The organism is Lysinibacillus sp. JK80 (assembly GCF_027557635.1).
GTDB lineage: Bacteria > Bacillota > Bacilli > Bacillales_A > Planococcaceae > Lysinibacillus > Lysinibacillus capsici.
This window is the reverse complement of sequence record NZ_CP058997.1, coordinates 2369707-2395382: the sequence shown is the minus strand read 5'-3', so window position 1 is coordinate 2395382 and position 25676 is coordinate 2369707. Positions and strand designations below refer to the sequence as shown.

The 25676-nt window shown below is 36.3% G+C and carries 25 protein-coding genes; 18 read left to right on the top strand and 7 right to left on the bottom strand.

Annotated features, from left to right (window positions below; genetic code table 11):
- The first annotated feature begins 21 nt into the window (after positions 1-21).
- Positions 22-1359 carry an AAA-type ATPase lid domain-containing protein gene (locus HXV90_RS12355; protein ID WP_048395890.1) on the top strand — a complete coding sequence of 446 codons (1338 nt, stop codon included), beginning with the start codon at positions 22-24 and terminating at the stop codon, positions 1357-1359.
- Positions 1360-1462: 103 nt separating this feature from the next.
- On the opposite strand, the gene HXV90_RS12350 is transcribed toward HXV90_RS12355, so the two are convergent.
- Positions 1463-2437: a proline dehydrogenase family protein gene (locus tag HXV90_RS12350; RefSeq protein WP_036074906.1), complete on the bottom strand. Its 975-nt coding sequence runs from the start codon at positions 2435-2437 to the stop codon at positions 1463-1465.
- 565 nt (positions 2438-3002) lie between these two features.
- On the opposite strand from HXV90_RS12350, the gene HXV90_RS12345 reads away from it, so the two are divergent.
- Entirely contained in the window at positions 3003-3602 is a 600-nt protein-coding gene (locus HXV90_RS12345) for a TetR/AcrR family transcriptional regulator (protein ID WP_103117447.1), read from the top strand.
- A gap of 38 nt (positions 3603-3640) precedes the next feature.
- Here HXV90_RS12345 and HXV90_RS12340 read toward each other — a convergent pair whose 3' ends face one another.
- Positions 3641-5008: a S41 family peptidase gene (locus tag HXV90_RS12340; protein WP_269897335.1), complete on the bottom strand. Its 1368-nt coding sequence runs from the start codon at positions 5006-5008 to the stop codon at positions 3641-3643.
- 181 nt (positions 5009-5189) lie between these two features.
- Positions 5190-6509 carry a branched-chain amino acid transport system II carrier protein gene (gene brnQ / locus HXV90_RS12335; protein WP_048392094.1) on the bottom strand — a complete coding sequence of 440 codons (1320 nt, stop codon included), beginning with the start codon at positions 6507-6509 and terminating at the stop codon, positions 5190-5192.
- 250 nt (positions 6510-6759) lie between these two features.
- On the opposite strand from brnQ, the gene HXV90_RS12330 reads away from it, so the two are divergent.
- On the top strand, positions 6760-7653 hold the full coding sequence (locus HXV90_RS12330) for a C40 family peptidase (protein WP_269897334.1): 894 nt from the start codon (positions 6760-6762) through the stop codon (positions 7651-7653).
- Positions 7654-7736: 83 nt separating this feature from the next.
- Here HXV90_RS12330 and HXV90_RS12325 read toward each other — a convergent pair whose 3' ends face one another.
- Both HXV90_RS12325 and secA2 read right to left on the bottom strand, forming a co-directional pair.
- Entirely contained in the window at positions 7737-8633 is an 897-nt protein-coding gene (locus tag HXV90_RS12325) for an accessory Sec system S-layer assembly protein (RefSeq protein ID WP_269897333.1), read from the bottom strand.
- The gene (secA2, locus tag HXV90_RS12320; RefSeq protein WP_269897332.1) at positions 8633-10996 is read right to left on the bottom strand and encodes an accessory Sec system translocase SecA2; all 2364 of its coding nucleotides are present in this window, start codon (positions 10994-10996) and stop codon (positions 8633-8635) included. The genes HXV90_RS12325 and secA2 overlap by 1 nt, the downstream gene beginning before the upstream one ends.
- Positions 10997-11221: 225 nt before the next feature.
- On the opposite strand from secA2, the gene HXV90_RS12315 reads away from it, so the two are divergent.
- Positions 11222-12289, top strand: coding sequence for a glycosyltransferase family 4 protein (locus tag HXV90_RS12315; protein WP_269897331.1), 1068 nt, complete (start codon positions 11222-11224; stop codon positions 12287-12289).
- 238 nt (positions 12290-12527) lie between these two features.
- Here the strand turns inward: HXV90_RS12315 and HXV90_RS12310 are convergent, their stop codons facing one another.
- The gene (locus HXV90_RS12310) at positions 12528-13583 is read right to left on the bottom strand and encodes an LCP family protein (protein WP_103117452.1); all 1056 of its coding nucleotides are present in this window, start codon (positions 13581-13583) and stop codon (positions 12528-12530) included.
- 147 nt (positions 13584-13730) lie between these two features.
- Positions 13731-14366, bottom strand: a complete 636-nt coding sequence (locus HXV90_RS12305) for a YigZ family protein (RefSeq protein WP_269897330.1) — start codon at positions 14364-14366, stop codon at positions 13731-13733.
- Between the two features lie 165 nt (positions 14367-14531).
- Here HXV90_RS12305 and HXV90_RS12300 point away from each other — a divergent pair, with 165 nt between their 5' ends.
- From HXV90_RS12300 to csrA, 14 genes are all read left to right on the top strand, one after another.
- The gene (locus HXV90_RS12300) at positions 14532-15680 is read left to right on the top strand and encodes a sensor histidine kinase (protein WP_048392088.1); all 1149 of its coding nucleotides are present in this window, start codon (positions 14532-14534) and stop codon (positions 15678-15680) included.
- Positions 15681-15715: 35 nt separating this feature from the next.
- Positions 15716-16390 (top strand): response regulator transcription factor, encoded by a 675-nt coding sequence (locus HXV90_RS12295; RefSeq protein ID WP_004227590.1) that lies wholly within the window; start codon positions 15716-15718, stop codon positions 16388-16390.
- Positions 16391-16675: 285 nt separating this feature from the next.
- Entirely contained in the window at positions 16676-17221 is a 546-nt protein-coding gene (locus tag HXV90_RS12290) for a DUF3225 domain-containing protein (RefSeq protein WP_004227588.1), read from the top strand.
- 268 nt (positions 17222-17489) lie between these two features.
- On the top strand, positions 17490-18332 hold the full coding sequence (locus tag HXV90_RS12285; protein ID WP_048392086.1) for a DegV family protein: 843 nt from the start codon (positions 17490-17492) through the stop codon (positions 18330-18332).
- 62 nt (positions 18333-18394) lie between these two features.
- Entirely contained in the window at positions 18395-19765 is a 1371-nt protein-coding gene (locus HXV90_RS12280; protein ID WP_442916324.1) for an ATP-dependent helicase ComFA, read from the top strand.
- Positions 19758-20348, top strand: a complete 591-nt coding sequence (locus HXV90_RS12275; RefSeq protein WP_269897328.1) for a ComF family protein — start codon at positions 19758-19760, stop codon at positions 20346-20348. The genes HXV90_RS12280 and HXV90_RS12275 overlap by 8 nt, the downstream gene beginning before the upstream one ends.
- Before the next feature lie 77 nt (positions 20349-20425).
- Positions 20426-20839, top strand: coding sequence for a TIGR03826 family flagellar region protein (locus HXV90_RS12270; RefSeq protein WP_036076801.1), 414 nt, complete (start codon positions 20426-20428; stop codon positions 20837-20839).
- Between the two features lie 121 nt (positions 20840-20960).
- Positions 20961-21221: a flagellar biosynthesis anti-sigma factor FlgM gene (flgM, locus tag HXV90_RS12265; protein WP_016994952.1), complete on the top strand. Its 261-nt coding sequence runs from the start codon at positions 20961-20963 to the stop codon at positions 21219-21221.
- A gap of 27 nt (positions 21222-21248) precedes the next feature.
- Positions 21249-21749, top strand: a complete 501-nt coding sequence (locus tag HXV90_RS12260; RefSeq protein ID WP_016994953.1) for a flagellar protein FlgN — start codon at positions 21249-21251, stop codon at positions 21747-21749.
- Positions 21750-21765: 16 nt separating this feature from the next.
- The gene (gene flgK / locus HXV90_RS12255) at positions 21766-23328 is read left to right on the top strand and encodes a flagellar hook-associated protein FlgK (RefSeq protein ID WP_237899313.1); all 1563 of its coding nucleotides are present in this window, start codon (positions 21766-21768) and stop codon (positions 23326-23328) included.
- A gap of 25 nt (positions 23329-23353) precedes the next feature.
- Complete coding sequence (gene flgL, locus HXV90_RS12250; protein WP_237899314.1) at positions 23354-24280, top strand: flagellar hook-associated protein FlgL; 927 nt, start codon at positions 23354-23356, stop codon at positions 24278-24280.
- A 93-nt stretch (positions 24281-24373) separates the two neighbouring features.
- Entirely contained in the window at positions 24374-24940 is a 567-nt protein-coding gene (locus HXV90_RS12245; RefSeq protein ID WP_269897327.1) for a DUF6470 family protein, read from the top strand.
- Positions 24941-25045: 105 nt separating this feature from the next.
- Positions 25046-25411, top strand: a complete 366-nt coding sequence (fliW, locus tag HXV90_RS12240; RefSeq protein WP_269897326.1) for a flagellar assembly protein FliW — start codon at positions 25046-25048, stop codon at positions 25409-25411.
- The gene (gene csrA, locus HXV90_RS12235) at positions 25411-25632 is read left to right on the top strand and encodes a carbon storage regulator CsrA (protein ID WP_237899319.1); all 222 of its coding nucleotides are present in this window, start codon (positions 25411-25413) and stop codon (positions 25630-25632) included. The genes fliW and csrA overlap by 1 nt, the downstream gene beginning before the upstream one ends.
- Positions 25633-25676: the final 44 nt, after the last annotated feature.

Sequence of the window (25676 nt, the reverse complement as noted above, 5' to 3'; positions counted from 1 at the left end):
AATGGACTACAGGAGGACAAAATGGATAACAATGTACTACTAAGTATTTATAAATACGTCATTGAAAAAGGCGATATGGGAATTTGCGTTGTAGACACAGAGGGCAAATTGCTTATATACAATAAAAAAATGAGAGAATTAGAAGGCGTTAATGAGGATGAATTTGAGGAGAGGCGAGCCTTAGAGATTATTGATTTTGAAATTGAAAAAAGCGATATTTATAAGGTCCTCAGCTCTGAAACGCCAGTGCACAATATAAAAAAAACGTATTGGAATAAAAAAAATCAAGAAGTGACCTACATAAGCAATATTTATCCGTTGCACTATGAAGGCTCTTTAATAGGCGCTGTGGAATTTGCCCGAGATATTACACAGCTTGAATACATGATGTATCAGCCATTGCGAAGGTATGGCGCTCCATTGACATTTGATATCATCACGGCTGTATCACCAGTCATGAAGGATGTCATTGAAAAAGCAAAAATTGTGGCACTAAGTAGAATGCCTGTTGTGTTAATAGGGGAATCAGGTACTGGGATTGATATGGTTGCAGAGGGAATACATCATGATCTAAAGGTACAAAATGATATGTTTATTGCTTTAATTTGCCGTCGAGATGAGAAAACGGTATTAAAACAATTTGAAAAATATATTGTGGAAAAGGAGAAAATAACCTTCTTTGCTGAGCGCATTGAATATTTATCTTTAGAAGCACAAGAAAAGATTGTTGAACTTTTTAATAATCATCCTAATCATCAGCATGTTTTAATTGCTAGTGTTGGCAAAGATCCAATTGATTTGATTCAAAAGCATGAGCTATCCAAAAAGCTTTACAGACTTTTTTCAGGTATTACGATTTATGTACCTCCTTTACGAGAAAGAAAAGAAGATATTATGCCCTTTATCGATGATTATTTCAAAAGACATCGTGATAGCTTTGGCTCATCTATTCACGGGCTTTCAGAAGAAGTACGAGATACCTTTTTAAAATATGATTGGCCAGGAAATTTAAAGGAATTAGAAGTCCTGCTGGATGAAATAACCTCATTAATCACCAATGAAACGATAGTTGAATCACATATGCTGCCAGTGCATTTCAAATGGAAAATCCAAAGCTCTTGTGAGGAGACGGAAAAAGAGGTTTCTACGAGTGACTTGTTTGTCATTAAAAATCAACAGGATATTCGACCATTAGATGTCTATATGAAAGAGGTAGAGGAGTACTATATTTCGAAGGCGTTGGACTTTCATCAAGGCAATATCTCCAAAACGGCTGCTGCGTTGGGGATTCGGCGACAAAGTTTACAGTATCGAGTTAAAAACTATAAGCTCAATAAAAAAAGCGAAAACATTGATTAACAATGTTTTCGCTTTTTTGGATAGTTTCCCGAAAGTGAAGGATAGAACGATCTAACTGAAGGATAAAAACACAAAACTGATGGATAGCTTCAAGCTTGTATAATTATTTTCCTTTTTTCGAAAGGCGACCAAGCGCAAATGCAGCTGCTCCTAAGCCAATTGCCATGTTCGTTTTTTTGTTAAACACTTGTTTTGTCACAAGTGCAACATTTTGTGGACGCTCAGCTAAACGACGCATAAAGTAACCGTACCAGTCATTACCGAATGGTAGGTATGTGCAGAAATTATAACCTTCACGAGCAAGGTCTAGCTGCATTTCTTTACGGAAACCATATAGCATTTGGAATTCGAATTTTTCATTTGGAATATTATGTTGTTTCACAAATTGTTTTACATGGTTGATCACATTATGATCGTGTGTCGCAATCGAAGTAAATTTACCATGTAGCAAATGATATTCAATTAGTTTTAAGTAATTATGGTCAATATCAGTTTTAGATTGATAAGCCACATTTTCAGGTTCTTTATAAGCACCTTTTACAATACGTAAGCGGAAGTTTTTATATTTCTCAATATTTTCCTCTGATTCGAAGAAGTAAGCTTGAATAACTGTCCCTACGTTATCATACTCTTTGTGTAATTCCTCTAATAATTCAAAAGAGCTATGTAAACGCTCGTAGTTTTCCATATCGAAATTCACGAAAATATTATATTGATGTGCAAGAGCTACGATTTCTTTTAAGTTTTCATAGCAAAATGCGTAATCAATATCTAAACCTAATTGTGAAGGTTTAAGAGAGATGTGTGCATCAAGCTGTTCATCATGAATAGCTTGTACAACAGCTAAAATGTTATTTTTGGCAGCAGTTGCCTCTGATTTTTCGTAGACGAACTCGCCTAGATTATCGACTGTACAAGAAATATTGGCCTTGTTTAATTCTTTAATCGATTGCACAACTTCTGGTAAACTTGTGCCAGCAACAACACTTTGAGCACCCATTTTTAAACCATATTTTTGTGCAGCGCTGTTTAATAATTTGTTCTCTGATAAGTAAATGAAAAAGTCACGTAATACCATCATATGCCTCCAAAAATGAAAATTTTAAATTCTTGGCGATTATAACACTTTTTTTGAAAAGTAAAATGGTTTGATTTTCAGAAAAAAATTTTTCGAAGCCAGTTAGTGAGATAAAACTATTGCAGTCATTGACTTTTTCATGATAAAAATTTAAATTAAAAAATTTTTTCAAAAAAAAAGGACTTTTCAAAATAAAAGATTTGCTTTATGTTAATTAGTATATGTCTAAATTTGCGAATATGTATAATATTGGACTTTTCGAGAGTGATTTACTTGAATGGCATGATAGTATTTCAGAATTATTTATATTTTAATATAATTTATTAGTGGGTATTCTTAGAAGTGATTCTTAGATATCCGCTTTTTCATTTTTCAATTTAAATATCATATTAATAGTAGTTTATAGTAAAAAAAAACAGGGTGTATTATAATAAAATGGTATATAATCAAGATTAAATTATGTACGTTTTGTGAATTTGTAGTTACTTTTGATTTAGAATAGTGTGTCTATATAAGCAATACAAAAGGGAATATGACTACTCTAAACTAAGATAAGGTGGAAAGTATGGCAAGAGGCAGAAAATTTAATTCAAATGGCGAACAAAGTAAACAACTATTACTTGAAAAAGCGATAGAGCTATTTTCTGATAAAGGTTATCATCACACAAAAATTAGTGACATTGTAAAGGCTGCCAATGTAACTCAGCCTACTTTTTATCTCTATTTTAAAAGCAAGGATGCCCTTTATAACGATTTGAATGCGCAATTTCAAAGCGGATTCTTGGCAGTAATGAATAGTAAGTCAACTGACATTATTGAATATGGATTACAGGGTTTTATCACGCTCTTAGAGCAAAAGTTATTGAACTTGTTCGTATACATAATTGAAAATCCTGAATTAACAAAAATAGGTTTTATTGAATCAAAGCAAGCACATTTGGTGAAAAACCAAATGACACAGCAATTGATCCACCTTATTTATCTGCATGATTGTGACAAAGATCTACAATTGTATAGTGTGGATATAAAAATCATGATAGATAGTTTAGTAGGCTCAATAGAAAGACTCATCATTACGAATTTATTAGAAGAAAAAAGGTTACCTGCAGAACTTGCAAATGATATTGTACAATTATATTTTTGGAAAACCAAAGAAGTGATATAAAAAACTGCCATCGATACTTATTATCGATGACAGTTTTTTTAATTGCTTATTCTTATATGCTGATAGTAGCCTTTTTGATCTTTGCTCTTTGGGTGAATAAGTAGCATATATTCCTGATTTGGTGATAAAGCACTCTTAGGTGTAACAGTTAATGTACGACCTTCAATTTTAACTGCTACGGGTACTTCCTTAGCTCCTAAAGCAGCCAGTTGAATGTTGCTTTTAGCAATTTGAGAAGTAAGCCCAGCAGGAATTTTTACTGTAAATTTTTGTGTATCAGCTATATTTTTTACCGTGGAAAGTTGTTTATATTTAGGATATTTCTCCTTCAATGCATCATAATGTGCCTGGAAAATAGGTGCTGTTGTGGTTTGAACATTTGGCTTAACGCCTACTTCATGAATAGTATGACCCGCAGGACCTGTAAATTTACCAACTGTAAGCTTTAAATAGCTACCATCCTGTAATGTGTAAAAGCCTTGCATAGCGCCTTTCCCATAGGTTGTTTCTCCGTATAAAATAGCAGCTTTCTGGTCTTTCAATGATGCGGAAAGCATTTCAGAAGCACTGGCACTATAGCGGTTTACAAGAATACGGGTATCTTTAGGAAACTTTGTATCTTGTTGAACTGCTGGGATGGTATAAGAGTTATGTGCTTCTTCTAACAAATACGCAACTTTAGCAGATTGGAATAATCCTGTTAGTTCTTCAGCTGTTGTCACATAACCTCCACCATTATTTTGTAAATCTAAGATGAACGATGTTGCACCACGTTTTTTTAAGTCAATCAGCGCATTTTTAACAAGTTGTGCACCATCCTCTGAAAAGGAAGCCAACGAAATATAGCCCACATTTCCAAATAGTAGGTCAGTTTGTACATTTGGTAATGTGAATTTTTTACGTGTAATAGTTTTGGTAGTTTTTGAACTGTCACTATTCTTTAATGTAACTTCCACCTTAGTCCCTTCATTACCGATTAAAAGGGAAGAGGCCTCTTGAGTAGAACGCCCGATAATGGATTCACCATTAACCCCAATGATGATATCTCCAGCCTGAACACCAGCCTCAAAAGCACCACTGCCTTCGATTACTTGTAAAATATGAATTCCATCTTCGTGTTCTTCAATCACCACACCTATACCTATAGTAGATAGGTTGATGCTATTCATATAATTTTCAAATTCTTGCTTAGTGAAGTAGGTTGAGTAAGGATCAAGCATACTCATGATTTCTGAGATGGATGTAGCCTTCTCTAAATTTCCATTAATTGTTCCAACGTAAGTATCTTTCACAATCTCCTTAATTTCCTTAATAAGCTGTTGATCATTTTCAGCAGCGTGAGTAGTTGTAAAAGGGAGAAGGAAGAAACCTAGAACAAATACGAATGACCATATTAACTTTTTCATTGGACACCTCTTTTCTAGAACTCAAAATAGAATGTATCATTATTAGGTATTAAATGGATGGTTACATTATGCAATTGAGTATCTGATTTTTATTATACATGAAGCCATCGTTATAGTGGTGGACTTATATGAGGTAGAAAAAGAATCTACTTGTCGCTATGGGCAAGTAGATTCTTGTAAATTATTTTTTTATCAATTTATGAATAATAAAACCAATTGATGCGCCAACAATTGCTGGTAAAAGCCATCCTAAATTTTGCTCATACATTGGCAATGCTTTCAGGATAGTTTCATAAGGTGTAATTTCAACTTTCATTTGTTTTAAGCCATCATATAGACTGACAAGGAAAGTTGGAACGAGCGCTAAAATATAAACAATTTGTCCACCTTTAAAGAAATGATCTGCTAGTGACAATACCATCAATACCATAGCTAAAGGATAAATGATTAATAGTACAGGTAGTGATGCACTAATTATTGTTGAAAGTCCCACATTTGTAATAGCTGTACTAAAAATAGTGAAGACAACTAAAAACGTTTTATATGAAATTTGAGGGAATAGCTTATGGAAAAATTGTGCATTAGCAGTTAATAAACCAACAGCTGTGGATATACAAGCTAGTAAAATAGTCGCAGACAAAATAATACTTCCTAGGCTTCCAAAGAGCACCTCAGCTGATTTTGCAATAATATTTCCGCCATTATCAGAAATACCGATTGCATTGATACTTGTATTACCAATATGCCCAAGAGAGATATAGACAAAGGATAAACCTATTGCAGCAACGACCCCCGCAAAAATCGTTGTTTTTACTTGCTTTCGTGTATCTTTCATACCCATATCACGCAAGGCTTGTAAAATGACGATACCAAAAACAAGAGCACTTAGAACGTCCATCGTTAAGTAACCTTGTACAAAGCCTTCAGCTAAAGGTGACACTTTATAGTTTCCTACGGCTTCTCCTGGTTCTCCCATAGGAGAGATAAAACTTTTAACAGCAAGCAATAAAATAACAAAAAGCAGGGCAGGTGTTAAAATTTTACCTACTCGATCAACGAGCTTCGAAGGGTTAATAGATAAATATAGAATTAACGTGAAAAACAAAATAGATGTGATAAAAAGTGGCGCCCAATGATCCCTCATCGCTTCAGAGAGAAATGGCGCAATGCCTATTTCATAGGACACAGATCCAGTACGTGGTACAGCAAAGAACGGTCCAATTGCTAAGTAGACAATGGAGGTGAAAATCACCCCAAAAGCAGGACTAACACGGTTAGCAAGCAGTTGTAAATCGCCTCCTGCTTTGGCAACAGCAACAATCGCTAATAGTGGAAGACCAACACCTGTTATAAGGAAACCAATCATGGCTACAGTGATGTTTTCACCTGCTTGTTGGCCTAATAATGGTGGGAAAATAATATTACCAGCACCCAAGAACAAGGCAAATAGTAGTAATCCTACTGCTAAATTTCCTTTGATGAAATGCAAGATGTTTTTCATAAGTATAATAACTCCTTTAAGATTGAAAAGCTAAAACTTTCTAAAAATTTTAAATACAGAAGTGTATGTTATCATAGGAACACTAATCTTGCAATGAAAATAGTATTTCAATATAGTCGGATTTCGTCGTATTCTATAAGTTTCCTATAATGTTTGAAAAATAGTCAGTTTTTCCGATTTTTCATGCAATAGTTATCTAGTATGATAGACACACAAGGGAATATTCTAGCACGAACGGAGGCACTTTGGTATGCAAAAGACAAAAAAATGGAGAATTCTTGTTCTAAGTACTTTAGCAACTTCATTTTTAGCATTACAAACAGCGGAAGCAGCAACATATACTGTACAAAAAGGAGATACTTTAACGAAAATCGCCCAAAATCATCAAGTCACGATTGGGGATATTATGAAGTGGAATAATCTATCGAAAGATACGATTTTTGTAGCTCAAAAGCTTGAGATTCAAAAACAATCAACGAATGAGGGAGTAAAGCCCACAACTCCATCAACTTCTGGAAAACCAGCATTTAGTTCTCATACAGTAGCAAAGGGTGACACCTTATCAAAAATTGCAAAGCTATATAATGTGACAATTAAGGATATAATGGATTGGAATAAGCTTGAAAAAGACATGATTTTTGTTGGACAAGTACTGAAGCTTTCTTCAGCTGCAGTGATACCCGATGGTGATACTATACATAATAATGTGACTTCAGGTACGGGCACTCCATCAAAAGTAATTGCGAAAGATCCTACAGCTAATGGACAAGCGATTTATAACAAAACCGTTGAAGTTGCCAATACATTGGTTGGAACACCCTATCTATACGGTGGAAATACACCTGTAGGGCTTGATTGCAGTGGCTTTATTTTTTATGCCTTTAATCAAGGTGGTTTAAAAATAGGAAGAGCAAGCAGTGAGGGCTATTTTTACGGTAATACTACCCATGTAGAAAATCCAGTACCCGGCGATTTAGTGTTCTTTGAGAATACGTATAAAGAAGGTATTTCTCATATGGGAATTTATCTCGGAGATAATAAATTCATTCATGCGGGTACAGATGGTGTAGAAGTTTCGGATGTTACGTACTCCTACTGGTCTTCTAAATTAGTAGCCTATAAACGTTTTGATAGTGTGAAATAAAAAGTAGCGATTTTTGCCTAGGCAAAAATCGCTTTTTGTTTTAACAAACCCCCCTTTCTACTAAAAGAGAAAGGGGGGTTAGGTTATTGTGTTACACGAGCTGTCCAACGAGAAAGGTCAGCGTTTTTAGCATCAACAAGCTCTGCTGGGAAAATAAATGTCCAAGGCTTTGTGGAGTTTGGTTGGACAGTTAAGATTGGATCCATCTTAAAGGAACCTTTGGCAATTTGTTTACCTGTAGCATCGACAATTTCTAATGGTAATTGTTCTAGATTGATTGCTTTATTATGTCCATTACGAATAAAGATAGATACGTTTAAATTACCATTGTCAGCTAGTTTGGCCTGTAAACCTGTGAAATTCACTTCTGTCTCACCTAGCTTTGGTAATGTTTTAACGATTTTCTCAAGTTCTTCTTTTTGTTCTGCTGGTAACTGTTTTTCCCATGACGGATCTAATTCTAATTGATGACCGCGAAGGGAAACAAGATTAAAGGCAATTTTCCAGCCATCTTCAGGAACTTCATCTACTTTAATTGTAGACTCTTCAAATTCAAATACCCATGGACGAGCACTTTCTGCTGGGATTGTACCAAGTGCTTTAAAATCGAATTTTTTAGATGCAACAAGCTCATCATTTTTATCCATAATGAAAAGCTCAATTTCACCTAGCTCAATAGCTTGAGGTAGAGAGGAACGGAAAAATGCACGAACTAACCATTTTCCACCTCGACCTTCTTCAATACTAATTGAAGAAAGCGATAATTGATTTGGTTTCAACGGCTCTAGCTCATTCGCTAAGAAGTTAAAAATGTATTTTTGCTCTTGTGGGACATCCCATTCAGGATGGAATGATAATTTTGTTTCCACATCGCGATTATCACCTGTATTTTTCGTTGTATTCCCTAGTAAATCTTTTGAGTCAATTGTGTTTTCCTGAACAACTTTATCTGATTTTTTAAAAAATGAAAATAAGCCCATTATTGTTCCTCCTGTTGTGCCTCAACTGTTTTCATGAAGCCTGTAATTTCTATAATAATAGAACGACGTAATTCTTGGAAATTTTTACCGAATAATTCTAGCCCTTCACGTTGGTAAATTCGCATTGGATCTTCTTGCTGATAATGACGTAGACCGATTCCTTCTTTTAAATGCGTCATGGCCTCTAAATGCTTAATCCAGCCGCTATCAATATGGCTAAGCATAATTTGAGGAAGTACTTCTATGACTCTTTCGTTTTCAGCGAATGTCTCCATGCGATCAAGCAGTTCTTGTTCAGAAGGTTGAATTTCAGCAAGAATTTGTTTTGTTTTTCCTATTTCTCGGTTGATTGAAACAGGTGTGATGAATAATGAGTTAAGCGCATTCTCCATTTGTTCGTAATCCCATTCAATTGGAGATACATCTTCTGGCGCGGCGTCATGAACAGCAAAATCAACCGTTTCACGTAGCATTTTCTTCAGTTCACCCATTAAATCTTCGCCAGCTAAAATTTTGTCGCGAAGTCCATAAAGAACGGTACGTTGGTCATTGATAACATCGTCTAATTTTAGGTTATATTCCCGCATGCCATATTGGGAACCTTCAACAATTCGTTGTGTTCGGTCAATAAGCTCTTGAACCTCTTTATTTTGAATAATACCCTGATCATCTACAATCATTTTTGCAGAGAATTTTTCTACTTCTTCTTTTGCGTAACGGCGGAACATATCATCTTCAATAGAGAGAATGAAGCGACTTTCGCCTACATCACCTTGACGGCCTGAACGCCCACGTAGCTGATTGTCTACACGACGGCTTTCATGCTTTTCTGTCCCAATTACATATAAACCACCAAGCTCGTGTACATCCTCACCTAACATGATATCCGTACCACGACCAGCCATGTTTGTCGCTACTGTAATACGACCTTTTTGACCTGCCTGTGAAATAAGTTCAACTTCTTGTTCAACTGTTTTTGCATTAAGTAATTGGAATGTTAATTTTTCCTTTTTCAGATAGTCAGCTACAGTTTCAGACTGTAAAATTGATGTTGTCCCAATTAAAATTGGCTGGCCTTTTTCATGACGTTTTTTAACCTCTGCTGTAACATACTTATATTTTGCTTCCTGTGTGTTAAAAATAAGATCAGGCTGATCAATACGCTGACGCGGACGGTTTGTTGGGATTTGCACAACTTCCATGCCGTACACTTCGCGAATTTCTTTTTCCTGTGTTTTCGCTGTACCCGTCATCCCGGAAAGCTTTGGATACATACGGAAATAGTTTTGAATTGTGACCTGGGCCATTGATTTATTTTCATCTGTAATCGTTACGCCTTCTTTAGCTTCAATCGCTTGATGTAAGCCATCAGAAAGTGAACGACCTTCTAAAATACGACCTGTAAACATATCAACAAGCTCGATTTTGTCTTCTTTGACAATGTAATCAACATCGCGCTTAAACATAACATGTGCACGTACTGCTTGGATTACGTAATGGAAGAGTGTTTGGTGTTCTAAGTCATATAAATTATCGATATTGAAGGCAGCCTCTACCTTTTCAATACCTTTATCCGTTAGAGAAGTAGCCTTTGTTTCATCGTCAAAGTCATAATCTTCATCTTTCTTGAATCGTTTCGCTAACATAGCAGCAATTCGGTGTAATTCTTCGTTGGAAGGCATTTTACCTGCGATAATTAAAGGTGTTTTCGCTTCGTCGATTAATACACTATCCACTTCATCAATAATGGCGAAGTGATAAGGACGTTGCACTTTATCTGCAAGGCTATAAGCCATATTATCGCGTAAATAATCGAAACCAAACTCAGTACCAACACCATATGTAATATCGGCATTATAAGCTTCTTTTTTCGCATCAGCTTCCATCATCGGTACATTTAAACCAACAGTTAAGCCAAGGAAACGATGAATTTGACCGACTAGCTCATAGTCACGCTTTGCTAGGTAATCATTAACTGTGATGACATGAACACCTTTACCTTCTAATGCACGTACATAAGAGGGAAGGGAGGCAACTAGAGTTTTACCTTCACCTGTTGGCATTTCAGCAATATTACCTTCTGTTAATACTAGACCACCGATAAGCTGCACATCAAAATGACGCATTCCTAATACACGCTTTGAGGCTTCGCGTACAACAGCAAATGCGTCTGGGATGATTGATGTAATAGGCTCACCTTGTTCTAATTGATTTTTGAAAATAAAAGTCATTTCTCTTAATTCAGCATCTGACTTATCAACATACTTTTCTTCAAGATTATTAATTTGATCTACTATTTTGTAGTAGCGTTTTAATTGACGAGCACTTGTTTGCTCTTTGTTACTTTTGAAAATTGAGAACATGAAATATACGCTCCTTTAATGTTGTCTACATGCTAGACACACCATTATTCTATCAAATTTTACTTATGGTGACTACAATTGACTGTATAGGAATCTATTAATGCTAAAATGTACAAAATATTTGTGAAATCGTGGAAAATGTTTAGAAAAAGTATATTTCAATGCTTGTTCATGCTATAATCAATTTGGATTTCAATGTAGATTATATATTTGAGGAGGAGAGACATGCTTTACGTGTCTTTAATAGCAGCGTTCGTTGCATCCATTTTGTTAACTCCATTAGTGAAACGTTTAGCGTTTAGAATAGGTGCAGTTGATGCACCAAACTATCGAAAAGTACATGCTCGAATTATGCCAAGACTTGGCGGTTTAGCCATTTTCCTTGCCTTTATTATTGGCGTGACGATTTTATACTCATTCTTAGTTCATACAAAACATGGTAGTAATGAGGCTTTATTAGCTATCATTTTTGGTGCTTGTATAATCGTAATCACGGGTGTTATTGATGATATGCGTGAGATTTCTGCGAAAGCAAAAATGCTTGGTCAGCTAGTTGCTGCACTGATTGTTGTTTTTGTAGGCGGTATTGAAATCGAAATGGTTAATCTACCGTTCTTAGGTACATTAGACTTTGGGTTACTGAGTATTCCATTAACAATTATTTGGATCATCGGTATTACGAATGCCATTAATTTAATTGACGGTCTAGATGGTCTAGCTGCAGGTGTTTCTACGATTGCACTGATTACAATAGCTGTCATGGCGTTTATTTTGAGCAATGTGTTTGTTTTAGCGTTAGCGGCCATTTTAGCTGTAGCTTCACTTGGTTTCTTATTTTATAATTTCCACCCAGCAAAAATCTTTATGGGTGATACAGGGGCATTGTTCCTAGGATTTATGATCTCTGTGTTAGCGTTACTTGGTTTTAAAAATATTACATTCGTAGCTTTAATCATCCCAATTATTATCCTTGGTGTTCCGATTTCTGATACATTCTTTGCCATTGTTCGTCGTGTTCGCATGAAGAAGAAATGGTCTGACCCAGATAAATCACATTTACACCATCGATTACTCGATATGGGCTTTACACATCGACAAACAGTCCTAATTATCTACGGAATTGCAGTAATGTTTGGATTAGCAGCTATCATTTTCTCTATGGCAAAGGTTTGGGGAGCTATATTACTTGTAGCGGTCATCCTAACAGCTATTGAAATCTTTGTAGAGGTCATCGGATTGGCTGGTAAAAACTATAAACCATTATTAAATTTTGTACGGATATTTAGTAAATAAAATATAAGCAATCATACAATTTGTATGATTGCTTTTTTGTTGTTAAATAGGGTTACTATTAAAGTTAGACACTGAGAAACTCTTTTAAACCGATTATATATAGGGAATGGAATAGAAGGTAAACTTAAATAAGCTTGTTTATCGATTACTAGGAGGGGTAAATGAAAAGGGTAGTCAATCAATGGAGAAGTCATATAAAAAGACCATAGACAAGTTGTTTGTCTATGGTCTGAAAGCTCTATTCAGTAACTGAATTGTCATCGCTACTAGCAGCACTATCTGTTCCTGTATTGCCACTTGTTAGACTTGATGATTGTTCATTTAGGCCAAGATGGTTTTTGAAAATCTCCTTTGTTTCTTCAACAGAATCTTGATTTAACTGGTAATAATAAATACCAGTAGATGTATCATCCGTGCCATCTAATGTTAAGGAATCGATACGTGGTGCGCCTTTTGATAAATAAGATAAGAAGGACTTCATTTCAGTGAATGTCATATCTGTTTTCATATTATCACCAAGAGCTTTAATGACATCATCATATTTCGTAACGGACTTAACAGAAGCGACTTTTTTAATAATCGCAGATAGAATTTCCTGTTGACGTTTACCACGCTCAATATCATTATCTTGTTTACGTGTTCTTGCGAGTGCAAGTGCCTCACTACCATTTAAATGTTGTAAGCCTGGCTGTAAGTTAATTGTAAACTTATCAAACTCATCTAATTCATGCAATGCATATGGTACTTCAGCTTCAATACCACCTAATGCATCTACAACATCTATGAATGCATTAAAGTTCATGCGTACATAATAGTCAATAGGAATATCAAATAGTTCTTCTACAGTTTCGATCGTAGTAAGTGTTCCACCCATAGCGTGTGCATGAGTAATTTTATCTTTATAACCTACTTTAGGAATATAAACGTAAGAATCACGAGGAATGCTTAGCATTTTAATTGTATGAGTTTTGTTATTTAATGTAGCTAAAACGAGTGCATCGGAGCGTGAATGATCCGAACCTTGCCCTCGATTGTCACTATCATCAACACCTACAAATAAAATAGAGACATTGTCTTGTACAGGCTCTACTTTCTCTACACGTTGCGTTGAAACCTCTCGACCTTCTAACTCCTCATATGCTGAGTCTGCAGCATGCTCTACCTGTTTAGTAAGGTAAACAGCATAAGCCGTTACACAAATTACCAAGCTGGCAACTAATAGAAGTGTAACTTTTATAATTAATGAAGCTTTAGAAGACCTCTTTTTAGTCGGACTAACAGATCTTTTTTTCATAATAGATATATTCTCCTCTAATTATTGGGAATAATAATGCGATAAAGCTAACTTTTATTCAATTTTAACTAAGTAATTGTGTGGACAATAAAATAGCTTAACAAAAAAATTATACTATGCATATTTAGTTTCGACAATTAAAACTATTTAATTGACAATAAATTCTACAAATTGAGCATCTTCGAAAGTGATGGAAGCTTGTCCATTAGTCATTTCTGTTATCCAACTTCGGAACTGTTCTTCTTCCTCTTTTAGCACAGAAACAATGATTTCAACACCCTCCAAATAACGTATTTCCTCTAAAGAATATGATGAACTTCTTATTTCATTTTCGACTTTTCCTAGCCATGTATAATCAATAGCTACTTTCATGACATGATGCAATTTACGTTCAACTATCTGTGCAGCAGTTAATCCCTCTGTAGTTGCTTTTCCATAAGCACGAATGAGACCACCACCACCGAGCTTAATGCCTCCAAAATAGCGGGTCACAACAACGACCGTATCTTTTAACCCTTGTTTTTTTAAGACCTCTAACATAGGGACGCCTGCAGTACCACTAGGTTCCCCATCATCATTTGCCTTTTGAATATGATCATGCTCTCCAATAATATATGCAGAGCAGTTATGTGTTGCATTATGATGCAATTTTTTTATACCATCTATAAAAGAAATTGCATCCTCTTCCGTTTCTGCACGTTCTATATAAGTGAGAAAGCGAGATTTGGAAATGACAATTTCGCTTTCACCATATCCTTTTACTGTTAAATAGTTTTCTCTCATTCGTATCAATCTCCTTTTAACTAGAGTTCTATTCTATAATTTTCATGAAGAAAAAGCATTAAATTTTAGCATGGTAATGCTATAATAGGTGTAGACTATGGAATATGTGATTTTAGTCTATTAAATTAGTAAGTAATCATAAGACATTAGACTGGGGAGTATACTATGTTTTCAAATGATACCTTCGATTTAAAGTCGCTTGATGACATTTTTAATCGAATGTTAGATACAATCATGAGCTCAAAGGATGATATCTTTATTATAAGTGAACAAAGCCGCAGAAGCTTTGAAGATATGCAAAAAGAGCTGGAAATTGTTCGAAAACAAATATCAATCGTAATTGATGATGGCGATGCATTGGAAAAAAGTACGCAGCTTGCTAAGCAACGACTTGTGCTAGTGAGTAAAGCTTTTGATAATTATACCGAAGAACAAGTTAGAGAAGCCTATGAAACTGCACATGATTTTCAAGTAAAGCTCTCCGTTATTAGAACACAAGAAAAACAGCTACGGGATAAAAGAGATGATCTAGAGAGAAGATTAAGAGGATTACTCGATACGATTGAACGTGCTGATCATATTGTTAATCAGGTAAATGTCGTTTTGAATTACTTAACTTCAGATTTAAGAAATGTTGGTTTAGCCCTTGAACAAGCAAAAATGAAACAGGATTTTGGGATACGTATTATTGCAGCTCAAGAGGAAGAGCGTAAGCGTTTATCAAGAGAGATTCACGATGGACCTGCTCAAATGCTTGCAAATGTCCTTATGCGCACTGATTTAATAGATAGAACGTATCGTGAAAAAGGTATTGAAAAGGCTTTGGCTGAAATTGCCGATTTAAAGAAAACGGTACGTAATGCCTTATCTGAGGTGCGACGTATTATTTATGATCTACGACCAATGGCACTTGATGATTTGGGAATTATTCCGACATTAAAGAAGTATTTATCGACAGTGACTGAATATAATCCAGGTGTTGAAATTCATTTCCAATCGAGAAGTACAGAAAAACGTATACCTTCAAATTATGAAGTATCCATTTTCCGATTAGTACAAGAATGTGTAACCAACGCCATGAAGCATGGAAAGTGTAAAGACATTTGGGTAAAGCTTGAATGGTTAAAAGATGCCGTCAACATTGTTGTAAAAGATGATGGCATAGGCTTCGACCCACAAGTAGTGAAAGATCATTCCTTTGGAATATTAGGAATGAAAGAACGTATTGAAATTTTAAATGGTACAATCACCATTACGAGTGAAATCAATCGAGGGACAACGGTGTTATTTAAAATACCGTTAGAAGTAGAATGATGTAACTGTCGCAGAAATCTAGGGGGTAAAGACAAATGACAAAGATTATTATTGTAGACGATCACCAGCTATTCCGCGAAGGAGTAAAACGCATTTTAGATTTTGAAGATACGTTTGATGTAGTAGCAGAAGGTGACGATGGTACAGATGTGGTTACGTTATACGCTGAAAACGAACCAGATGTTGTACTTATGGATATTAACATGCCAGGCAAAAATGGAGTAGAAGCAACGGCAGAGTTAATTACTGAATTTCCAGATGCAAAAGTGATTATGCTGTCTATACATGACGATGAAACATATGTTACGCATGCATTAAAATCAGGTGCTCTTGGCTATATGTTAAAAGAGATGGATGCAGATGAAATCGTTGAGGCGATTAAAGTTGTTGCCAACGGCGGTTCTTATTTACATCCAAAAGTAACGAAAAACCTAGTAGCAGAATTTAAACGACTTTCAGAACATGAAAATAAAGGAAACTTCCATCAAACTGAAATTCGTCGTCCATTCCATTTGCTAACTAAGCGTGAATGTGAAGTATTACAATTATTAACAGATGGTCAATCAAACCGTACAATCGGTGAGACACTGTTTATCTCTGAAAAAACAGTTAAAAACCACGTATCAAGTATTCTACAAAAAATGAATGTGAATGACCGTACACAAGCAGTTGTAACAGCCATTAAAAATGGCTGGGTTGAAGTACGTTAATTGCTAAAACTGTTTTTAAAAGCTACTTTTTATTGAAGTAGTTTTTAAAACAGTTTTTTATTGTTTTTTGGTAATAATTTGTATTGGGCTTACATGATGAAGAACAGGTCATTCACAATTTTGTAACATTACTAATCATTAGTATGAATATGATAACTAGCAATTCATGCAACATTTTACAGCCTAATGCGTCATAAGGAAGATGTAGCACTTAAATGTTGAAAATGCACAACAAAATTCCTACGAAAGCATTTATATGCTACAATATGCGCGGGAGGTTTTTTGATGTTAAAGAAAAGTTTTCTAGCAGTTCTAATCTTATTAGTGTTAACTGCCTGTGGTAATAAAGATGAGAAGATGAGTGATGAAGAACGAGATAAAGTAATAGAGGATGGTACAGTTGGCTTTGAAATGATGGGTGGAAACGTAGAAAAGGCTGATAATGTACCAGCGGAAGATGAAAAGGCAATTTTAGCATCTTTTGATGAGTATATTGCTGCATTAAATGCTGAAGAAATTGATCGTTATATGAATACAATCTCGAAAAATCCAAAGGGTTTTAAATACGATGAAGAAAAAACATATGCATCAGAAGTATTTGATCAATTTGATATTAAGCGTGAAGTAGAAAATGTAACAATTGCAAAGTATGAATCAGAAGAGGCGCAAGTATTTGCCAACATGAAAATGCACTCACTTCAGCTTGAGACAAATGTCGAACATGAAAGTGCAGGACGTCAGGTAACAGTCTTTGTGAAAGAGGACAATGATTGGAAAGTAACAAGTGTCTTTTATATTGGTGACGACTCACAGTCAAGTACAGGAAATTAACAGAAGCTATCTTCATTCAACATAACAATTGAGTGAAGATATGCCTATTTATACATAGACAATGAATGTGAAATGGAAGCTAGCTTACTAGCACGACTCTAGAAGGGCGAGAACGGGAATCCGACGTTCGTCATTCATTTCACATTCATTTCTTTTTGTTTTCCGTCATTTATGCAAAAGCGAAGCGCCAGCAATAACAACACAACAACAACAATTGCACCAAGTAGAAATAGATTGTAAACTAAAAATTATAGGAGAGTGGACATGGATGAGGACGGCAATCGTAACAGATAGTACTGCATATATTACAGCTGAGGAACGTGCACGCTTAAACATTCACATGATACCTTTAAGTGTTAATATCTCAGGTCAATTATTTGCAGAAGAAGTAGATATCACAGCATCTGAATTTTATGATAAGGTGCGTGGAGCTAAAGAATTTCCTAAAACAACACAACCTCCAATTGGAGAATTTGTTGCTCTTTTTGATGAGCTAGCAAAGGATTACGATGAGATAATTTCTATCCATTTATCGAGTGGTATTAGTGGAACATACCAAGGTGCAGTGCAGGCCGGTGAAATGGTGGAAGGTATTAATGTTTATGCCTTTGACAGTGAAATATCCTGTGCTGTTCAAGGCTTTTACGTATTAAGAGCAGCGGAGATGGCGAAAGAGGGCCATTCAGCAAAAGACATACTTGCAGCATTAGCGGACATGCAACAGTCTATTCGTGCTTACTTCATCGTAGACGACTTAGCACATTTACAACGTGGTGGGCGTTTATCTTCTGCAGCTGCATTAATCGGTGGCTTATTACAAGTAAAGCCTGTTTTACATTTTGTGGATAAGGTAATTGTACCTTTCGAAAAAATCCGAACACGTAAAAAGGCATTAAAGCGTGCGGAAGAATTGCTAGCAGAGGATGCAAAAAAGTATGCAGCGATGGACGCTGTTGTCATTCACGGAAATTGCCCTGCTGAAGCCCAAGAATGGCTAGAGCAATTAGCCGCAACGTACCCAAACGTAAACTTTAAATTGAGCTATTTTGGTCCTGTTATTGGTACTCATTTGGGTGAAGGGTCAATGGGATTAGGATGGACAAAAAAATAACGAATTGTGAGAAGTCTCTACAGCAAAAGTAGAGGCTTTTTTCTGTGAAAGGGGAGGTTTTAATGAGATATAGGGGTTGGTTGATGCCCCCAGCATTACGTGATTTTCATGAAGGGCGCATTTGGTTAAAAGAACATTCGCCATTTTCATCTGAAGATATTGAGAAAGCAATAAAGCGAAAATACGTCAGTATAATAGAAGGAATTCAAATAAAGCCAGCTATTAAATGCAATCGTTGTCACAATACAGACCCGCACTTATTCACAAAATTCGATTGCTCAAAATGTCAGCAACAATGTGTGTACTGCCGACACTGTATTAAAATGGGGAGAGTAAGTAGCTGTACAAAATTGATGATTTGGACAGGTCCCAAGACGATTAAAATTAACAAGCATTCATTAAAATGGGCAGGGCAATACACCGAACTCCAGCAACAGGCTGCTAATGAAACCTTGGCAAGTGTGAAAGCAAAACGCTCCCATTTAATTCATGCAGTTTGCGGTGCAGGCAAAACAGAGCTGCTTTTTCCTACTGTCTATGATGCATTAAAGAGAGGGCTACGTGTTTGTATCGCTACACCACGGACAGATGTAGTGTTAGAACTGTATCCACGCTTTCAAGAGGCTTTTCCTGATACAGTTATTCATGCTTTATACGGTGGAGCACCTCACCAAAAGGGCTATGCGCAGTTTATTATAGCAACGACGCATCAGCTCTACCGATTTGACAAGGCATTTGATGTCATTATTGTAGATGAGGCAGATGCTTTTCCTTATACATTTGATGAAACTTTACAAAGAGCAGTAGATAAGGCTAAAAAGGAAAATGCTCCTCTGGTATTTGTGACAGCAACCCCATCAGCATCATTACTCCATACTTTCCAACAAGAAAGCTACTCTTTTATTCCAAAACGCTATCATAATCATCCATTACCAGTCCCACAAGTTCGTTCTTTATGGAGCTATGATAAATGCTTCAAGCGAGGTAAAATCCCTAAAAGGTTAAAAAAGTGGGTGGAGGAGCGCTTACACCAAAAGGAACCCTTTTTACTATTTTTCCCGACAATTGACTTAATGAAACGTGCAACTCCTCTTTTTCAAGGGTTAAATGAAGACATATTAGCTGTGCATGCAGCTGACCCAGAGCGGAAGCTGAAGGTGTTAAAGCTACGAAATAAAGCAGTTCCGGGCTTATTAACCACTACGATATTAGAAAGAGGCATTACAATCAGCAATGTACAGGTGGCTGTTATAGGGGCAGAGTCATTGATTTTTACTGCAAATGCTCTCATTCAGATTGCAGGTCGAGTTGGGCGAGATGTTCAATTTCCTGATGGGGACGTCCTATTCTTTCATCACGGTATTACGGCAGAGATGGATGAGGCATGTGCAAAAATTCATTTTTTTAATAAGAAGGGATTTCTGAATGAATAAAATAGAACCTCGTTGTTTAATATGCGCACAGCCGTTAAAAATAACTATTTCCTGGAAAATGATTCTAACCAAGCAATTCTCGCCGACTATATGTGAAAGATGTGCTGCTCGTTTTGTGCCTTCTCAATCTGCTACATCCCTTTATCAATATAATGAGGCGATGAAGGATTACTTACACCAGTTAAAGTTTCTTCAAGATGTGGCTCTTGCAAAGGTATTTCGGCAGGAGCTTCATAATCGTCTCACCAAAGAAAAAGCGATAATTCTACCCATTCCAATGCACCCTCTCAAACAACAGGAGCGTACATTCTCGCATACGGATGAACTATTAAAGGCAGCGCATATTCCTTTTATACAATTATTAGAAAAGACAACGACAGAAACCCAAAGCTCCAAAAATAGAGAGCAACGTATACAAGCAGCTCCACTTTTTCGCTTAAAGGAGGGTGCAGAAGTCGAACATAAAAATTATCTTCTTTTTGACGATATAAAAACTACGGGGACAACTTTACAGCATGCTGAACAGGTTTTAATGCAATCGGGTGCTAAAAATGTCCAATACTTCACATTAATTGAAGGATGAAAATACCAATACATTATGTATAATAGTTAATGAGACAGCATTCGTAGATAAGTTTTCTAGAAAGAGGAGGAAGGCCAATGGCAGAGGTTCGTAATTGTCCGAAATGTAATGAATTTTTTAATTATACGGGAGTCCGAGAAGTGTGTCATAAGTGTGCACAATCAGAGGAGGAGCTTTATCAAATCGTTTATCGTTTCTTACGTAAACGTGAAAACCGTGCGGCAACAGTAGAACGAATTGTGGAAGCAACGGGGGCAGATAAAGACTTACTGTTTAAATGGGTTCGTAAAGGCCGTTTACAGCCAGCTATGTTTCCAAACCTAGGTTATCCATGTGATAACTGTGGTCATCTAACGACTACAGGAAAGCTCTGCTCGAAATGTCAAGATGAATTAAAAGCAGACTTACGGACATTTGAAGCTGCCAAAGAGTTTCGCCAAAGTGTTGAAGAACGTGACCGTGTAACCTATCACTCAGATCGTAAACGTTAATTACGCTAAGTGTGTTAATTTTAAACAAAATTAGCACACTTTTTTCTATGTGAAAACTTAACATTATGTGAGACAATCCGAAATAATAGTAAGATAGGATTTAGAGATGGGGGGTATTGAAATGAAAATTACATCTTATGGAGTTAATGCAGTAAACGCCTATAAAAACCAAGTACGCAATGCAAAATCAAATACAAACAAGGCATCTTTCGCCGATAAAATTGAAATTTCAAAGGCTGCGCAGGAAATGCAAGGGGTTTCAACATACAGTACAGAGCGAGCAAACCATGTTCAACAATTGAAAAAGGATATCGCTTCTGGTGAATACAAAGTAGACGCTCGTAAAGTGGCAGAGGATATGCTGAAATATTATCGTTTCTAGGGAATAGCAGAAAGGGTGTATAACGATATGTCTGTAGAAGCAATTAGTTCTACACTAACAATGCTAGAGAGAATGCATAAAAGCTTACTCGAACTAGCCTTTAAAAAAACAGAAATTATTAAAAGTGGCGATATCGAAGCTTTAGACCAATTGCTCAAGGACGAGCAGGCACATGTAGCGGCCATCGATAAGCTCGAGCAACAGCGTCAGAAACAGGTAACGGACTACCTTGAAGCAAAGGGACTTGCTTCATCTGACAAAACAACTGTCGCGGATGTCATCGAGGCTGCTGAACAACAAGCAGACAAAGCAACACTTTCAGCAGTTCGCGAACGTTTAATGCAAATTATCAATGACCTACGAAAACAAAATGATCTAAATCAAAAACTCGTTTTCCAATCATTACAAATCGTCAACCTAACATTAGATGCAGTAAGACCCCGTACAGAGCAAATGAACTATTCCAGCAACGAAGTACGTGGAACTAATACCATAGCTAAAAAATCATATTTCGATTCACAAGCATAACAAGGGAGGAAGAAAAATGCGCTCAACATTTATGGGCTTAGAAGCTAGTAAACGTGGCCTCTTCACACAGCAAACTGCTTTATATACAACAGGTCATAATATTTCCAACGCCAACACACTAGGCTACTCTCGTCAACGAGTAAATATGCAGGCAACACCAGGTTTCCCAACTGCTGGATTAAATTCACCTTACTATCCTGGCCATCTAGGGACTGGTGTCGAAGCGACATCTATCCAACGTATTCGCGATGAGTTTATTGATCGCCAGTATCGTCAGGAAACAAATCGACTAGGTTATTGGGAATCCACAGTAAAATCTATCTCGCAAATAGAAGATGTAATGAATGAACCCTCTCAATATGGAATTAACCAGGCATTCACTAATTTCTGGAAATCTATGGAAGATATTACTAAAGATCCACAATTAATGGCTGGGCGTCAGGTGTTGCTTGCTGAAGGAAGAACTCTTGCAGACTCCTTCAATTATATGGATCGGCAATTAAAGAAGATTCAAGGGAATATCGGGAATGAAATAAAGGTTACAACAGACGTCGTCAACTCGCTTCTTAAACAAATTGCTCATATTAATAAGCAAATTGAAGAGGTTGAACCGAATGGCAATGTGCCGAATGATTTATATGATGCACGGGACTTGTTGGTAGATGAATTAAATAAAAAATTGCCTGTGTCCATCCAACGAGAAAAATCTGGTGGGTTAGCAAACGATGTAGCAGAAGGTACTATTACAATTACCTATGAACCATCAGATGGTAGTCCACCAATCACCTTAGTAAACGGCAGGGAATATGCAACACTTGCTGCTGTGGATAGAAACGGTAATCGTATAGATGGTGAAGAAGACGATCCAGCAACAGGAAGTTTTGCAGAGTTTTTGGAGTTTAGAATTTCTGATATTGGGGAACCACCAACTGATCCGATGGTAGGTCCTTCTACTATTAGCTTTGGTCAACTGCATAAAGAAGGTGGGGGTTTTCGAGCGTTAATCGAAGCTTATGGTCACAGTTATAATAATGGCACAGGACAAGGACTCTATTCCGAAATGATAGCTAATCTGGATAAGTTAGCTAATGAATTTATTACCGAATTTAATGCGATTCATCGAGCAGGTTTTGGACTAAACGACACTGTTGGCAATCGTGATTTTTTCAGTGGTACAACAGCCCGTGATTTTAAAATAGTAATTACAAAACCAGAAGAAGTGGCTGCGTCTGATACAGCAGGTGAATCTGGTAATAATAAAAATATGCTTAAATTAGCAGAGTTACAGTCAAAGACAAATGCCAATTTAGGCCAAGCCACATTCCAAAACTTCTATAGAGGAATAACAGGGGACTTAGCTGTCAAAGGAAAAGAGGCAGAAACTAATTTTAAGAACTCACAGGCATTACATTTACAAATCGCTAATAATCGAGCTGCGATGAGTTCAGTTTCTTTAGATGAAGAGATGACCAATATGATTACATTTCAACAAGCATACAATGCTAATGCACGTATGATTACCGTAGTGGATGAAACACTAGACAGAATTATTAATGGAATGGGACGAGTAGGACTATAATCGCTACCTGAAAGGAGAGTTATCGATGCGTGTTACACAATCCATGTTATCTAATAACATGTTACGGAATTTAAATAACAGCTATGGAAAAATGTCCAACTATCAAAATATGTTGACTTCTGGTAGGAAATTCAACAAACCATCTGAGGATCCTGTTGCAGCAGTGGTGGGCATGGGATACCGTGTAGATCTCGGTAAAAACGAACAATACCAACGTAATCTAAGTACAGCGAATTCATGGTTGGATTCAACGGATTCAGCATTTAATGAAGTTGGTTCTGCATTAACCCGTGTCAAGGAACTGATTGTCCAGGCTGCAAATGATACAAATGGGAAGGAACGTCAAAAAATTAATGCAGAAATGAAACAAATTAAGGAGTCTCTCCGAGATGTTGGTAACACACAAATTGCTGGGAATTATATTTTTTCAGGTACACATGTAGATCAGCCGCTCTATACGGATAAAATAAGTCCACAAAATCCAGCTATTACAACATTGGGAAAAGAGAAAAATATTGAGATTGATGTGTTTGACGGAATTAGAATGTCAGTGAATACACCAGGTGCTGAGTTATTCGGGGAACTCGATGACTTTATGGCTCATGTGATAGCTACTTTAGATGATGATACTAAAACAAGTGATGAAGTGAGCGCAGCACTTGGCTTACAAGTAACAGATGGTGGTGGGGCAACAATCCCGGCACTAGATAGTGTTCATGAAAAGACATTGAAACTACAAGCTGATGTTGGAGCACGTCAAAATCGAGTTGAACTGATGGGAAATCGTTTGAAAATTGGTGAAGAACATGCCACAAAGCAAATGTCGCTAAACGAGGATACAGAATACCCTGAAACGATTACCAATATGGTAACACAAGAATCTATTCACCAGGCAGCTCTATCCGTAGGAGCAAAAATTATTCAGCAGACTTTAGTCGATTTTATTAGATAAAATCGACTAAAGCTCTTTTAAAAAGTAATATAGGATGAATTAATCGATTATCCAAATGATGAATTTAGATATTTTAAGAAAGATGTGATGCGTATGAAATTGCCACAAATTCAAATTCGCACAACAGATATTCAAATGGATTGGCAAAAACAGGATCCTATCCAATACATTAAACAACCTTCAGCTGAATTATCTATTTCTCAGCCAGCTGCAATTCTTGAAATGAGTACAACACCAGGTAAATTGACAATTGACTCTTCGGATGCAAGAAGAGATTTAGGATATTTTCCAACTGGTGAAATGATAGAGCGCTATGCACAGGAGGGGAAGAACGAAGCTGCAAAAGGTCTTGTGCGCCGAATGCAAGAAGGACGACAAATGAGAGAAAGTGCTGGTAAAGGTCAAGAAGGCGCTGTTATTCAACAAATCGCTAAACAAAATCATGGTCCAAAAAGAGCAGGTCCATATAATATTGAATTTGTTCCTTCTGTCGGTTCAGTGAAAACGAATTATCACCCTGGCAAACTAGACATAAATATTACACGTCGTTATCCACAAATTAATGTACAAGTAAACAAAGTAATACATGCTTACACACCTGGTAAAATAACAGGAACAATGATACAAAGACCACGTGTTGATATCGATGTTCTTCGTTAAAGAGAAAATACACAAAAGAAGGGTTTCTATAATGAAAATAAATTCGATTTTTTTGGGGAAATAGAAATTGCGGAACAAGATATATTAGTTTTTGAACATGGCTTAATGGGCTTAGAGGAGTATAAGAAATTTGTTCTTCTCCCTCTGGATGTTGATTTACCATTAATCCTATTGCAATCAATAGAGTGTGCAGAAATTAGTTTTATTCTTGCGTTTCCTTATGCTTTTAAAATAGATTATCATTTTGATATAAGTGAAGAGGATAAAAAGGAGCTACAAATTGAAAAAGAAGAGGATGTAGTTGCTTATGTAATCATTACATTCAAAGAACCCTTTGAACAATCTACATTGAATTTATTAGCACCAATCGTTATGAATAATAACAAAAAGCTTGGTAAACAAATAGTACTACACGATAAAGATTATCCGCTGCGCTATCCAATCCCAGTGTTAAAAGGTAGGGATAAATAATGCTCGTATTATCAAGGAAAAAAGATGAATCTATTATGATTGGTGATCAAATTGAAATAAAAATATTAGCTGTTGAAGGAGAACAAATAAAGCTTGGGATTATCGCTCCAAAAGCAGTAACCATCCATCGTAAAGAAATATTCGAAGATATTCAAAGACAAAACAAAGAGGCATTAGTATTAAATGTTGATTTATTAGATCAATTAAAAAAATATAAATAATATGGACAAAGGAAGCCTGAAAGATTTCTTTCGGGTGTTTCTTT